We start from the raw sequence: 13,232 nt of genomic DNA, 5'->3' as shown, positions 1-13,232 counted from the left end.
AACCTCGGCCCCTCACCCGGCTATTCCACCGTGCGAAGTGGTCCGCACGGTAGATTCGGCGCCCGATCCCCGACGGAAGGGTGGGTGTGGTGAGCGCCACGGACATCGCCGGCAGCGTCGCCCGGCAACTGGCGGAAGTCGAGCAGGTCAACGCCGAAGCGGTGCGGGCCGCGGCGGACCTGGTGCTGGGGGTGATCCGGGCCGACGCACTGGTCTACACCGCGGGGGCCGGGCACTCGCTGGCCGCGGTCGCCGAGACGTTCTACCGGGCCGGCGGCCTGGCCTGCGTCTACCCGCTCTACCACCCGGAGCTGCTCCCGCTGCACGGCGCGGTGTCCAGCACGCAGACCGAGCGGCGCAGCGGCCTGGCCGCGGAGGTGCTGGCCGAGCGCGCGCCGGAGCCGGACGACGTGCTGGTGGTGTTCTCGACGTCCGGGTCGAACCCGTACCCCGTCGAGCTGTGCATCGAGGCGCGCAAGCGGGGTGCGGCAGTCATCGCGGTGACGTCGCGGGCGTGCGTGGCCGCGGCGCCGCGGCGGTCGTCGAGCACGCTGGTCGAGCAGGGCACGGTGGTGCTGGACTCGCTGGTCATCCCCGGCGACGCGAGCTACCCGCCGGACGCCCCGCGCACCGCGCCGCTGTCCACTGTGGTCAACGCGTTCCTGTGGAACCTGGTGCTGGCCCAGGTTTACGACCGCGGGACGGCCGAGGGCCTCGACGTCCCGCTGTGGCGGAGCTCCAATGTGGAGGGTGGCGACGAGGCGAACGCCGCCCTGCTGGCGAAGTACGGCGAAATCGTCCCCCGCCTGCGGTAGTCCGTGCCGGGGTAGTTCGTGAACAAGCACCGGCCGGGCGCGTCTTGACGCCGCGTGCCCGGCCGTCCTAGCGTCGACATACCGACTGGTCGGTGCGGACCGGTCGCTCCCGGAGGAGGACCGATGGACGGTGCCACGACGACGGTGCACGGCGAGTGCGCGCCCGGCTTCGAGCCGGTGCGCGAAGCCTTCGAGGAGAACTTCCGCTCCCGCGGCGAACTGGGGGCCGCGTTCACCGCCATCCGGCACGGCGAAGTCGTGGTGGACCTGTGGGGCGGCTGGTCCGGACCGGAGCGCGCCCGGCCGTGGCAGCCGGACACGCTGGCCAACGTCTGGTCGACGACCAAGGGCATGACCGCGCTGTGCGCGCACAAGCTCGCCGACGCGGGCGAGCTCGACGTGGACGCGCCGGTCGCGAAGTACTGGCCGGAGTTCGCCGCGGCCGGGAAGGCGGAGATCCCGGTGCGGTGGCTGCTGTCGCACCGTTCCGGCGTCCCCGGGATCGGCGCGGACCGGCCGGTGCGCGTCGAGGAGCTGTACGACTGGGAGCTGATGACGTCGCTGTACGCGGCCCAGGAACCGTTGTACGAGCCCGGATCCGCGGGCGGCTACCACGCGCTGGCCTACGGCTGGCTCGTCGGCGAAGTCGTGCAGCGGATCGCCGGGCAGGGCATCCGGGAGTTCTTCGCCGAGCAGGTCGCCGGGCCGCTGGGCGCGGACTTCTCGATCGGCCTCCCCGCGGACGCCGACCTGGACCGCTGCGCGACCCTGGTCGACCCCGTCATGACCGAGGAGATGGCGAACGCGCTGGCCACGGCGTTCGCCGCCGCCGGTCCGGTCGCGCAGGCCGCCTTGATGAACCCGCTCGTCCAAGGCCACAACGCCAACGAACCGGCGTGGCGGCACGCGGTCATGCCGGCGTTGAACGGCCACGGCACGGCCCGCGCGATCGCGACGATCTACGGCGGCCTGGCCGACGGCACGCTGCTGTCCCCGGCGGGACTGGCCCGGGCGCGGGAAAGCCAGGGCAAGGAGATCGACGCGGTGCTCGGCCTCCCGAACGAGTGGGGCCTGGGCTTCTACCTCGGCAGCGACGCCCACGGCTTCGGCCCCAACCCCACGGCCTTCGGCCACGACGGCCTCGGCGGCTCAACCGGCGCCGCCGACCCGGAGAACGGCATCGCCTTCGGCTACACCCTCAACCAGCTGGGCCCCCTCATCCGCGACGACCCCCGCAAAATGGCCCTGGTCCAGGCCCTCTACGAATCCCTCCCCACCACCTGACCCGTACCCAGCCGGACGACACGCGTACCCCGACGGACGACACGCGTACCCAGGCGGACGACACGGCGCGGGACGGGCCCAAGGCCGTGTCGTCCATCCAGGTACGCGTGTCGTCCGTCCAGGTACGCGTGTCGTCCGCCTGGGTCAGGCCACGGCGGGTTCCTGGTCGGCGAACTGGGTTGCGTGGAGGGTTGCGTAGCGGCCGTTGGCCGCGAGGAGTTCGTCGTGGGTTCCGCGCTCGACGATTTCGCCGTGCTCCAGGACCAGGATCTGGTCGGCCGCGCGGACCGTCGACAACCGGTGGGCGATGACCAGGGCCGTGCGGCCGGCCAGTGCGTGCGTCAGGGCCTCGCCGACGGCGGCTTCGGACTCCGAATCCAGGTGCGCGGTCGCCTCGTCCAGGATGACGACCTTGGGCTGGGCCAGCAGGAGACGCGCGATCGTGAGCCGCTGGCGTTCGCCGCCGGAGAGGCGGTAGCCGCGCTCGCCCACCGTCGTGTCGAGGCCGTCGGGCAGCGCGTGCACCAGCTCGCCCAGCCGGGCTCGCTCCAGCGCTTCCCAGATCTCGTCGTCGGTGACGCCGGGGCGCGCGTACGCCAGGTTGGCGCGGATCGTGTCGTGGAAGAGGTGCCCGTCCTGCGTCACCACGCCGACGGTTTCCCGCAGCGAAGCGAAAGTCAGCTCCCGGACGTCCACATCGGACAGCCGCACCGAACCGGAGTCGACGTCGTAGAGCCGCGGCAGCAGCGAAGCGATCGTCGACTTCCCCGCGCCCGAGGACCCGACCAGCGCGACCATCTGCCCGGGCTCGGCCCGGAACGAGATCCCGTGCAGCACCTCTTCCCCGCCGCGGTGGTCGAGCGTGGCGACGTCCTCCAGCGACGCCAGCGAGTACCGGTCGGCGGCCGGGTACCCGAAGCGGACTCCCGCGAACTCGACGGAGACGCCCCCGGTGACGGAAAGCGCACGCGCGGCCGGCTTCTCCTTGATCATCGGCTCCAGGTCGAGCACCTCGAAGACCCGCTCGAACGACACGAGTGCCGTCATGACGTCGACGCGGACGTTGGCCAGCGCGGTCAGCGGCGCGTAGAGCCGGGTCAGCAGCAGCGCCAGCGCGACGACGGTGCCCGGCGCGAGCTTGCCGGTCAGCGCGAGGTAACCGCCGAGGCCGTAGACGAGCGCCTGCGCCAACGCCGAAACCAGGGTCAGGCTGGTCATGAACCAGCGGGTCAGCATCGCGGTCCGGACGCCGATGTCCCGCACGCGCCCGGCGCGCACCCCGAAGTCGTCCGCTTCCTGCACCGGCCGGCCGAACAGCTTCACCAGCGTCGCGCCCGGCGCGGAGAACCGCTCGGTCATCTGCGTGGTCATCCCGGCGTTGAGGTCCGCGGCTTCCCGCTGCAGCCCGGCCATCCGGCGGCCGAGCCGGCGCGCGGGGACGACGAAGATCGGCAGCAGCACCAGCGCGATCAGGGTGACCTGCCACGACAGCGTGAGCATGACGGCCAGCGAAAGCGCGAGCTGGATGACGTTCGTGACCAGCCCCGACAGCGTCGCGGTGAACGTCCGCTGCGCGCCGATGACGTCGTTGTTGAGCCGCGAGACCAGCGCGCCGGTGCGGGTGCGGGTGAAGAACGCGATCGGCATGCGCTGGACGTGCTCGAAGACCGCGCGCCGCAGGTCGTAGATGATGCCCTCGCCGATGCGCGCGGACTGCCACCGCTCGATCAGGCCGAACCCGGCGTCGGCGACGGCCAGCGCGGCGATCACCACGGCGAGCCACACGACCACCGAGACGTCGTGACCGCCGACGATCGCGTCGACCACCTTGCCCGCCAGCACCGGCGTCGACACGGCGAGAACGGCCGAGACGACGGTCAGCACGAGGAAGGCCAGCAGGCGCCGCCAATGCGGCCGGGCGAAGCGCGCGACGCGCTTGAGCGTCCCGCGCGTGAGCGCCTTCGGGGTGTCGCCGGCGCGCATCGCCGAGCTCCACAGCCCCCACATGTTGTCCACGGGAAACCCCCAGGATCAGAAACCTCTACTTTAGCTGAGGTTTTCGCCGGATATGACCTGGACAACGCCCTCGCTGTCCGTTTGCTTCCCGAGATCGTTCACTCCGCGCGAACGACCTGGTGCAGGGCGGCGCGCAGCCGCTCGGCGTCGTCGGCCGACAGCGGTTCCAGCAGGAGCGCCTCGGCCTGCCGCGTGACTTCCGCCCCCGCCTCGCGGACCCGCTCCCCCTCGGGAGTCAGCAGCACGAGGCGCTTGCGCCGGTCGCCCGGCGCGACCTCGCGCCGGACCAGGCCTTTGGCCTCCAGTTCGTCGACGAGCGCGACCATCGTCGTCCGGTCGACACCGAGCCGGGCCGCGCCGTCCTGCTGCGACCGCGCCGGCCCGTCGCCGAAGAGCATGAGCAGCGCGAGCTGCCGCCCGGTGACGCCGAGCGGGGCGTACAGCGGCTCGGCCAGCTCGGCCAGCCGCAGCTGGGCGTGCTTGAGCAGGTAGCCGAGCCGCTGGGTCACGGCGAGGGGCGCGCTGGACATGCGCAGACCCTACACCTACGCTGATCGTCAGTATCGCTGATGATTTTACTAGCTGATGATCAGGAGTTCCCGTGACCACCGTCGGGCTCAAACCACCCCAGCAGCACATCGGCATCGCCGCGCTCCGCGAGATCTGGGCGATCGCCGACGACGCCGGCTTCGACGGCTGCTGGGTGTTCGACCACCTCGTCCCGATGGGCCCCGATCGCACCGGGGACATCTTCGACGGCTGGAGCCTGCTGGCCGCGATGGCCGAAGCGACGAAGCGGGTGCGGATCGGCTGCCTGGTCTCCGGCAACACCAACCGGCACCCGGGCACCTTCGCCAAGATCGCCGTGACCGTCGACCACCTCTCCGGCGGCCGGCTCGACGTCGGCCTCGGCGCGGGCGGCGACACCCTGACCGACGCGATGATGGGCACGCCCACGCCGCCCGCGGCGGAACGCGTGGAAAGACTGGCCGAAACCTGCGAAATCCTCCGTCTCCTGTGGACCGAACCGGTCACCGACCACGAAGGCCGCTATTACCACCTGACCGGCGCAATCAGCGATCCGAAGCCGCTGCAACGACCGAAACCCCCGCTGTGGCTGGGCAGCAGCGGCGAAAAGCGCGGTCTCCGCATTGTCGCCGAGCACGCCGACGTCTGGCTCAGCGCAGCCCTTCCCGGAACGGAAATCGCCGAGCTGCAACGGCTTTCCCGCGTCCTGGACGAGCATTGCGCGGCCGTGGGGCGTGATCCGGCGACCGTCCGCCGCGCCGTGCAGTTCCGGCTGCCGTCCGACGCGGACAGCGCCCTGCGTCTCACGCAGAGCTACCTCGAGGCCGGCTTCACCGAACTGGTGCTGATGCCCACCGGCCTCGACGACGTCGTCGAGGCCTCCGAAGCGGCCGCGAAGCTGCTGCCTCGCCTGCGCGACGTCGGCTGAACCGGGCGGCGGCCCCCTCGGTAGCCTGGCGACGTGGGAACGGAGGTGGGCCAGGCGCCCGCATGGCGGCGCGCGGCCCGGCTCTTCACGGCGCCGTCGCGCACCGGAGAGGCCGCCCCCCTGCGCTGGGACCTGGGGTTCTACCTGGCCTGCCTGGCTTTCGCGCTGCCGACGGCGCTGCTGTCGGAGTTCTACGGCTACCGCGTCTGGGGCAACTTCGCGACGGTCGCGTACGGCCTCGGCGCGGCGCACAGCGGCTACCTGCTGCTGTCCGCACGAAGCGGGCGTACGCCGCGCGGCGTAGCCGGTTCACGCTGGTGTGGCATTGCCGCGGTCGCGCTGTTGGCGATGATCCTCCCGTTGGCGCTTCTGGTGATCCGGCGACTGACCGGAGTGGACTGGCTGATCACGCCGGTCTCGTGGGCCGCGCAGCCCGAGGTCTGGGTGATCGAGCGGTCCGCGGATCTGCTGCTGCACCACGGAACCCCGTACGTCGACGTCACCGCGCTCGGCCGGCCGCCCGTGGTAAACGATTACACGCCCTACGGCCCGGTGATGGCGGTCTTCGGGCTGCCGCGGGCACTGTTCGGCGGCACGCCGCTGACCGACGCGCTCACCGACGCCCGCTGGATGTTCGCCCTCGCCGCCTGCGCGTGCGTGCTGGGCACGGTGAAGCTGCTGAAGTGGCCTCGGGTGCCGGTCGGCGCCGCGCAGCTCGCGCTGGCCTGCCCGCTCACCGCGCTCACCTGGGCCGTGGCCGGCCCGGACCTGGCGATCGTCGGCCTGCTGGTGCTCAGCTGCGCGCTCGCGGCCACCGGGCGGGTCGCCTGGTCGGGGCTGGTGCTGGCGCTGGTCGTCAGCGCGAAGCTCATCGTCGCGCCCGCGGCCGCGGTGCTGGCGGTGCTCGTGCTGGTCCGCCGCCGCTCGGTTCGCCACGGCTCGGTTCGCCACGAGAACGGGCTCGACTGGCCGGCACTCGGCCGGTTCGCGGCGGCACTGGTGGCCACGACGGCCGCCCTGCACCTGCCGGTGTACCTGGTGGATCCGGCGGCGTTCGTCGAGCACGTCGTCCGGTTTCCGCTCGGGATGGGCGTGGTGCGGTCGCCCGCGGCCAGCCCGCTGCCGGGCCACCTGATCGCCGAGACCGGCCCGGTCGGCCAGGTGGCGGCGTTCGTGCTCGTCGGCGCCGCGGCCGTGGCCATGGTGGTCTGGCTGGTGCGCCGGCCCCCCGCGAACGGCTCCGGCGCACTGCTGCGCACCGCCGTCGGACTCGGCGCGTTGATCCTGCTCACCCCGGCCACCCGGTACGGCTACCTGGTGTACCCGCTGGTCCTGCTCGGGGCCCACCTGGCGTTCCGCGTGGCCGAAGTTCCCGCTGCGCCCCCCGCGCAGCAGTCCGCGACTACTTCTTCTTGACCCTGGTGGCCCCGCCACGCCCCCGCAGCTGGACACCGGACTCCGACAGCACCCGGTGGACGAACCCGTAGGACCGCCCCGTGGACTCCGCGAGCGCCCGGATGCTCGAGCCCTTCTCGTATTTCTTCTTCAGGTCAGCGGCCAGCTTGTCGCGCGTGTTGCCGGTGATCCGCGCGCCTTTCTTGAGATCAGCCACGTCGATCGCCTTCCCGCCGAGAGTGTTCTGGGCCACATATCGGCCCCTGCCGGGGCAATGATCGAACACTGAGCGCCGGAATGCCAGACGACAGACGTGAAACAGCCGAAATTGCGATCACATTGGGCCATTCCAGTGCTCTACGGCGAGTGATCTTGCACCCGAATGGACGCACGGCTCACGCGAGCTGGACAAGTTCGAGGTAGTCCGCCGACCAGTGATCTTCGGTCCCGTCGGGTAGCAGGATGACCCGTTCGGGCTCCAGCGCCTCGACCGCGCCGGGATCGTGCGTCACCAGGACGACGGCGCCGGCGAAGCTGCGCAAGGCGTCCAGGACCTGGGCCCGGCTGGCCGGGTCGAGGTTGTTGGTCGGCTCGTCGAGGAGCAACACGTTGGCAGCGCTGGAGACCAGGCCCGCCAGCGCGAGCCGGGTCTTCTCGCCACCGGAAAGCGTGCCTGCCGGCTGGTCGAGTTGTTCGCCGGTGAACAGGAACGAGCCCAGCAGGTTCCGCAACTCCTGCGCGCCGGTGTCCGGAGCGAGATGTCGGATGTTTTCCCACACCGACGCATCATGATCAAGAGTTTCGTGTTCCTGTGCGTAATACCCCAAACGCAATCCGTGACCCGGAACGACCGATCCGGTGTCCTGGGTTTCCATTCCGCCGAGCAGCCGGAGCAAAGTCGTCTTTCCCGCGCCGTTCAGCCCGAGTACGACCACCTTCGAACCGCGGTCGATGGCGAGATCGACGCCGGTGAAGATTTCCAGCGAGCCGTAGGACTTCGAGAGGCCCTCGGCGGTGAGCGGGGTGCGGCCGCAGGGCGCGGGCTCCGGGAACTTGATCCGGGCGACCTTGTCGGCGTGGCGAGTGTCCTCGAGGGAGGACAGCATCTGCTCCGCGCGGCGCGCCATGTTCTTGGCCGCCACGGCCTTCGTCGCCTTCGCCCCGAGCTTCGCGGCCTGCTGCTGCAGCGCCGACGCCTTCTTCTCGGCGTTGGCGCGTTCGCGGCGGCGGCGCTTCTCGTCGGTGGCGCGCGCGTCGAGGTAGCGCTGCCAGCCCATGTTGTACAGGTCGAGCTCGGCGCGGGTGGCGTCGAGGAACCACACCTTGTTGACCACGTCGGCCAGCAGCTCGACGTCGTGGCTGATCACGACCAGGCCGCCGTCGTGCTGCTTGAGGAAGCCGCGCAGCCAGTTGATGGAGTCGGCGTCGAGGTGGTTGGTCGGCTCGTCGAGCAGCAGGATCGTCTCGGACTTGCCGCCGGCGCCGGCTTCGGCCGCGGCGAACAGGATCCGGGCCAGCTCGACGCGGCGGCGCTGGCCACCGGAAAGCGTGCCCAGCGTCTGCGCGAGGACGCGGTCGGCGAGGCCCAGGTTCGAGCAGATCCGCGCGGCCTCGCTCTCCGCGGCGTACCCGCCGAGGGAAGCGAAGCGTTCTTCGAGCCGGGCGTAGCGGTTGATGGCCTTGTCGCGCGCGGCCTCGTCGACGAGCTCGGCCATCGAGGCCTGCGCCTTTTCCATGTCGCGCATCAGCTTGTCCAGACCACGCGCGGAGAGCACGCGGTCCTTCGCCGTGACCGACAGATCGCCTTCGCGCGGGTCCTGCGGCAGGTAGCCGAGCTCGCCGGTGCGGCGGACCTCGCCCGCATGCGGCTCGCCTTCGCCGGCGAGGACCTTCAGCGAGGTGGTCTTGCCCGCGCCGTTGCGGCCGACGAGGCCGATGCGGTCGCCGGGCTGGATGCGGAGGGTGACGCCGTCGAGCAGGATGCGCGAGCCCGCGCGCAGCTCGAGGCCGGTGGCCGTGATCAAGGGAACTCCCGTGGAAAGGGGGCGTACGGAGGACAGCGTCGGGCGGCCGCTCGGGGCCGCGGCGTCACTCCAGCTGGATATCCACAAAGCCCAGTGTACGGGCCGCGGTCCAGCGGATTTTCCGGACGTGTGCGGTCTCACCCGTCGCGCAGCGTGACCTGCACGGACAGCGCGCGGACGGCGGCTTCCTCGAGCACGGCCCGGCTCGGTTCGCCGACGTCCAGCACGCGCGGTTCCGCACGGGAGAACAACGGAGCCAGCCGGCGGTCCTCGCGCAGCTCGTCGAGGGCCCGCCGGTCGCCGGCGAGCACCACGGCATCCACTTCGGACAGCCGGGGCAAGAGCACTTCGAAGACGTCCTTCGCCGCGTCCTGGAGCGCGTGCCGGGCCTGTCCCGCGCGACGCCGGGCGAAGCGCTGCTGTGACCAGCCGCCCGCGGCGGACCGGCCCTGCACGAGGTGCCGGTCGGTGCGCGAGACCTCGATCCGGCCGTCCCGCGCGATGCCGACGCTGTGGCCGCCCTTCCGCACCAGCACGAGCGCGATGCGCCGGGGCGCCAGCGCGTGGGCCACGAGGGTGTCGAGGGAAGGTTCCTCGAGCGGTCCGAAAGGGACAGTGGCGGTCGCGGAGGTGCCGTCGGCCGCGGTCACGCGGACCTCGTGCGCCGTTCCCGCGGTCGCCGTGATCCCGCCGTGCCGCTCGGCGAACCGCGCGAAGAACCCCGCCAGCCGCTCGGGCGGCACCTCGACCGCGCGCCCGCCGCCCGCGACTTCCCGTGGCTTCACGGGAGAAACGGTACGGGGCCGCCGCGATCGCCGCGACGGCCCCGTATCGGTATCAGTGCGTTACAGCGGGTGCACCGGGCCGTTGTTCGTCACGCTCCGCACGTTCGACGGCGCGCCGGCCGCCGGGGGCTGCACGAACCCGTTGATGTGCAGCGCGACCGAACGGATCGAGCCGACGTCGCCGCCCGCCGCGTCCACCACGCCGAACGTCCACGTGCCGTCGGCCGCCGCGCCGGCGAGGTTGCCGGTCAGGGCCTGCGTGGGCCGCCAGGAGCCGGTGAACGGGGCGTTCGCCGAGGTCACCGTGCTGAACGCGGTCGCCGCGTTGTCGGCGAAGACGACTTGGCACAGGTTCTTGCCCGAGCCGCCGTTGCGCTGGAACACCGTCGCCTTCGCTCCCGAAGGCGACGTCAGCGTGCCGACCAGGTCACCGACGTACGAGTGGTTGAGCCCCACCGTCGTCGAGGTCGGGTCGGTGCTGCACGTGGTGCCGTCCAAGGAGAACGTCACCTTCGACGCGCGGCCGACCCCGGTGACCGGGATGGTCACCGACGCGCCGACCGGGCTGTTGTCCGGGATGGCCACCGGCTCGCCGGCGTAGGCGAAGTCCTGCGCGACCGGCGACGGGGTGCCGACCGGAATCGAGAAGGACGTCGTCGTCGGCGAGTGCGCACCGGCGAAGGTGACGCGGGCGTTCAGCACCACCGGCACGCCGAGCTGCTGGCTCGCCGGGACGGTGATGGTGAAGTCGTTCACGCCCGTCTGTCCCGGGCTGATGGTGCCGTAGGACTTCGAGCGGGGCGCCACGGTGACGCCCGGCGTCGGGCTGGTGAGCACGACGCTGGTGGACACCGCGGTGCCGTCACCGTCGTTGGTCACCGGCAGCGTCACCTTGGCGGTGTCGCCCGGGTCGAGCGCCGAGCCGCCGTCGGCCGGGGTGACCGTCGGCTGCTTGGCCACCGCGAGGGGCTGCGGGCTGGCGCCGGTGTAGGCCAGCACCTTGTCCGCGAGGATGACGCCGGACCCGGTGAAGTTGTCGCGACCCGGGGTTTCGATGTCGACCGCGGTGTTGATCAGCGCTTCACGTACGTCCGCGGGCGGCAGGCCCGGGTTGCCGGACAGCACGAGTGCGGCGATCGCGGCCGCGTGCGGAGCGGCGGCCGAGGTGCCGAAGAACGGGCTGAACCCGGTCACGCTGGTCTGCACGCCGTCGGCCGCGGTGATCTCCGGCTTGTTCCGGACCTCGCCGCCGGTCGAGGAGACGTTGCCCGGGGTGATCGGCGTGCCGTTCGCCTCGTAGAACACGCGCCGCGGACCGTCGGAGGTGAACCGCTCGGCCTTGGTGGCGCCGCTGAACGAGCCCGGGAACGGGCCCGCCGGGTTGGCCGGGTCACCCGGCTCGAGGGCCCGGCCGAACGCCTTGGCCGCCGGAGCCGCCGCGACGCTGAAGGCGTTCCGCGTGGCCGAGTGGCCGACCGTCACGCCCGGGGTGTTGTACGCCTTGAGCCCGTCCGCCGAGTCGGAAAACCGGCCGCGCAGCGCCGAAAGCGACAGGTAGCGGTTCGCCCCGGAGAACTTCACGACGGCCAGGCGCAGCCCGGTACCGCCGAACGCGGGCGTCCGCAGGATCTCGTACGGGTCCTGCGTGCCGTCCTGGACGTTCTGGCTGAAGCTGACCACCGCGCCCGTGGCGTCGAGCAGGTAGAGGTCGTAGTCGTTCGCGGACGCGCCGAGTGGGTCCGACCAGTGCAGCGTCACCGGGACGCCGGCCGAGGACGCGTTCGAGATCGGTTCGTAGATCTGGTTGCCCGCCGCGCCGGCGAAGTTGTGCGCGGTGCCGGCGAACTTGCCGACCGACTTGCCGGAGTCGGCGAAGTCGCCTTCCCAGTGCGCCGCGGTGCCGCTGGCGACGTTGCCTTCGTTGCCCGCGGAGGAGAAGTACAGCGCGCCGTCGGCGGTCACGTCGTTCACGGCCTGGGCGATGATCCAGTCCTGGAACGGCGATTCCTTGAAGTAGATCACGTCGTCGACGATGACGTCGCAGTGCGACTCGAAGCGCAGCTTGCGGATGTTGTCCGCGAAGCTGGCGTCGGAGTTGAACGCCGAGGCGAAGCCGAGCGCGGCGCGGGGCGCGAGGTCGTGGATGATCTCGAGCATCGCGGTGCCCTCGTCGCCGTCGCCCTCCTGCCCGGCGATGACGTCGACGTCCGGCGGGAGTTCACCCTTGGCCTGCGAAGCGGCCAGGGAGTCGACGCCGTCGGACAGGGCGCACGCCTTGACGCCGACACCGGTGACGCCGAACTGCTGGCGGGCGAGGTCGGCGTTGTGTGCCCGGTCGCCTTCGCTGACCAGCGGCGCGGCCGCGACGGCACTGCGCTGCGACTTGGCGCTGACGGCCTTTTGCAGTTCGCCGGCGATGCGGTCGGCCTTCTGCTGCTTGGTTTCGGCTTTGGTTCCGGACTTACCCGGCGTCGTCGCCGGCGTGGCCAGTTCCCGGGCGGTCATCGCCTGGTCGGCCTGTTCGACGCGCTTGACGTCGCCGCGCGCGGCGATCTCGCCGACCTTGTCCAGCGGCACTTCGGCGCGGACGCTGCCGTAGCGGTCGGACACCGCGCGGATGCCGGCCCCGGCCTTGGTGAGCCCGGCGAGCAGGTCCGGCGAGACCTTGCTCGCGCGGATGTCGACCAAGACGGTCCCGGCCGGGGAGACGGCGGCCTCGGATTGCAGTGCGGTCAGCTGCTTCCCCACGCCCTTGGCGGCGACGAGCAGCTTGCTGTCCAATTTGGACTCAGCGGCGGTGCGGCCCGCCTTGACCGCCTGCAGGGCGGCGATTTGCTGTTGCGCGGTTTCACTGAACGCGTCCGGGCCGGACGCGGGTGCGGCCCCCGCAACAGGCGGGGAAACCAGGCCGAGCGCGGCGAGCAGTGCCGCGGCTCCGGCGGTGAGCACAGTGGATCTCGATCTGTTGGAACGGGTACGGCGCACGGGCGCCCTCCGATTCTCCAGGCGCGTGCCCCGACTCACGCTGACCGACGCCGGTGATCACCGGCAGGATCCAGTCAAGTACCGCGAGTTCTCCGTAAACATCAGCCGTTCGAGTGACAAAGGACGGATAATTTCCCGAATGGGCCGGATGACGTAGGCCGTTCAGCGCAGCGGTGAACCGGTCACCGGACACGCACCGGACAAATGATCGACTCACCGCCGTCCGCAAGGGGCGACCACGGACTGCGATGTCCACAAGCAACTCGCCGGACCGTGCAACCGGCGGAGCCACGCGGAAAATCCGTTACCGCGCGCGAGTTACGTTTCCGATCACGCAAGACCCGGCCCGGATCACGCGAACCGACCCTCCGAGTACGCGAGTCGTCCGTCCAGGCACGCGAGTCGTCCGTCCAGGCACGCGAGTCGTCCGTCCAGGCACGCGAGTCGTCCGTCCAGGCACGCGAGTCGTCCG

The 13,232-nt window shown here is 71.5% G+C and carries 10 protein-coding genes; 4 read left to right on the top strand and 6 right to left on the bottom strand.

Annotation, left to right across the window (positions count from 1 at the left end; translation table 11 throughout):
• Positions 1-86 precede the first annotated feature (86 nt).
• On the top strand, positions 87-815 hold the full coding sequence (locus tag ISP_RS15095; RefSeq protein ID WP_014466882.1) for an SIS domain-containing protein: 729 nt from the start codon (positions 87-89) through the stop codon (positions 813-815).
• Positions 816-938: 123 nt separating this feature from the next.
• Positions 939-2,099, top strand: coding sequence for a serine hydrolase domain-containing protein (locus tag ISP_RS15090; RefSeq protein WP_013224733.1), 1,161 nt, complete (start codon positions 939-941; stop codon positions 2,097-2,099).
• A 144-nt stretch (positions 2,100-2,243) separates the two neighbouring features.
• On the opposite strand, the gene ISP_RS15085 is transcribed toward ISP_RS15090, so the two are convergent.
• Both ISP_RS15085 and ISP_RS15080 read right to left on the bottom strand, forming a co-directional pair.
• On the bottom strand, positions 2,244-4,115 hold the full coding sequence (locus tag ISP_RS15085; protein ID WP_013224732.1) for an ABC transporter ATP-binding protein: 1,872 nt from the start codon (positions 4,113-4,115) through the stop codon (positions 2,244-2,246).
• 98 nt (positions 4,116-4,213) lie between these two features.
• Positions 4,214-4,645 carry a MarR family winged helix-turn-helix transcriptional regulator gene (locus tag ISP_RS15080; RefSeq protein ID WP_013224731.1) on the bottom strand — a complete coding sequence of 144 codons (432 nt, stop codon included), beginning with the start codon at positions 4,643-4,645 and terminating at the stop codon, positions 4,214-4,216.
• A gap of 71 nt (positions 4,646-4,716) precedes the next feature.
• Between ISP_RS15080 and ISP_RS15075 the strand changes: the two genes are divergently transcribed.
• Both ISP_RS15075 and ISP_RS15070 read left to right on the top strand, forming a co-directional pair.
• Entirely contained in the window at positions 4,717-5,571 is an 855-nt protein-coding gene (locus ISP_RS15075) for an LLM class flavin-dependent oxidoreductase (RefSeq protein ID WP_013224730.1), read from the top strand.
• 33 nt (positions 5,572-5,604) lie between these two features.
• Positions 5,605-6,987: a glycosyltransferase 87 family protein gene (locus tag ISP_RS15070; RefSeq protein WP_013224729.1), complete on the top strand. Its 1,383-nt coding sequence runs from the start codon at positions 5,605-5,607 to the stop codon at positions 6,985-6,987.
• Here ISP_RS15070 and ISP_RS15065 read toward each other — a convergent pair.
• The 4 genes from ISP_RS15065 to ISP_RS15050 form a co-directional block, all read right to left on the bottom strand.
• Positions 6,974-7,183: a helix-turn-helix domain-containing protein gene (locus tag ISP_RS15065; protein ID WP_003071237.1), complete on the bottom strand. Its 210-nt coding sequence runs from the start codon at positions 7,181-7,183 to the stop codon at positions 6,974-6,976. The genes ISP_RS15070 and ISP_RS15065 overlap by 14 nt on opposite strands.
• Before the next feature lie 178 nt (positions 7,184-7,361).
• A complete protein-coding gene (locus tag ISP_RS15060) occupies positions 7,362-8,990 on the bottom strand; it encodes an ABC-F family ATP-binding cassette domain-containing protein (protein WP_013224728.1) in 1,629 nt (542 codons plus the stop codon).
• Positions 8,991-9,127: 137 nt separating this feature from the next.
• Positions 9,128-9,775: an acVLRF1 family peptidyl-tRNA hydrolase gene (locus tag ISP_RS15055; protein ID WP_013224727.1), complete on the bottom strand. Its 648-nt coding sequence runs from the start codon at positions 9,773-9,775 to the stop codon at positions 9,128-9,130.
• A gap of 60 nt (positions 9,776-9,835) precedes the next feature.
• Positions 9,836-12,724 carry a S8 family serine peptidase gene (locus ISP_RS15050; RefSeq protein WP_013224726.1) on the bottom strand — a complete coding sequence of 963 codons (2,889 nt, stop codon included), beginning with the start codon at positions 12,722-12,724 and terminating at the stop codon, positions 9,836-9,838.
• Positions 12,725-13,232 lie beyond the last annotated feature (508 nt).

Origin of the sequence: Amycolatopsis mediterranei (genome assembly GCF_026017845.1) — a bacterium.
Classification (GTDB): Bacteria; Actinomycetota; Actinomycetes; order Mycobacteriales; family Pseudonocardiaceae; genus Amycolatopsis; species Amycolatopsis mediterranei.
The sequence above is the reverse complement of the archived record's forward strand: the minus strand, read 5'-3'. Positions and strand labels throughout refer to the sequence as shown.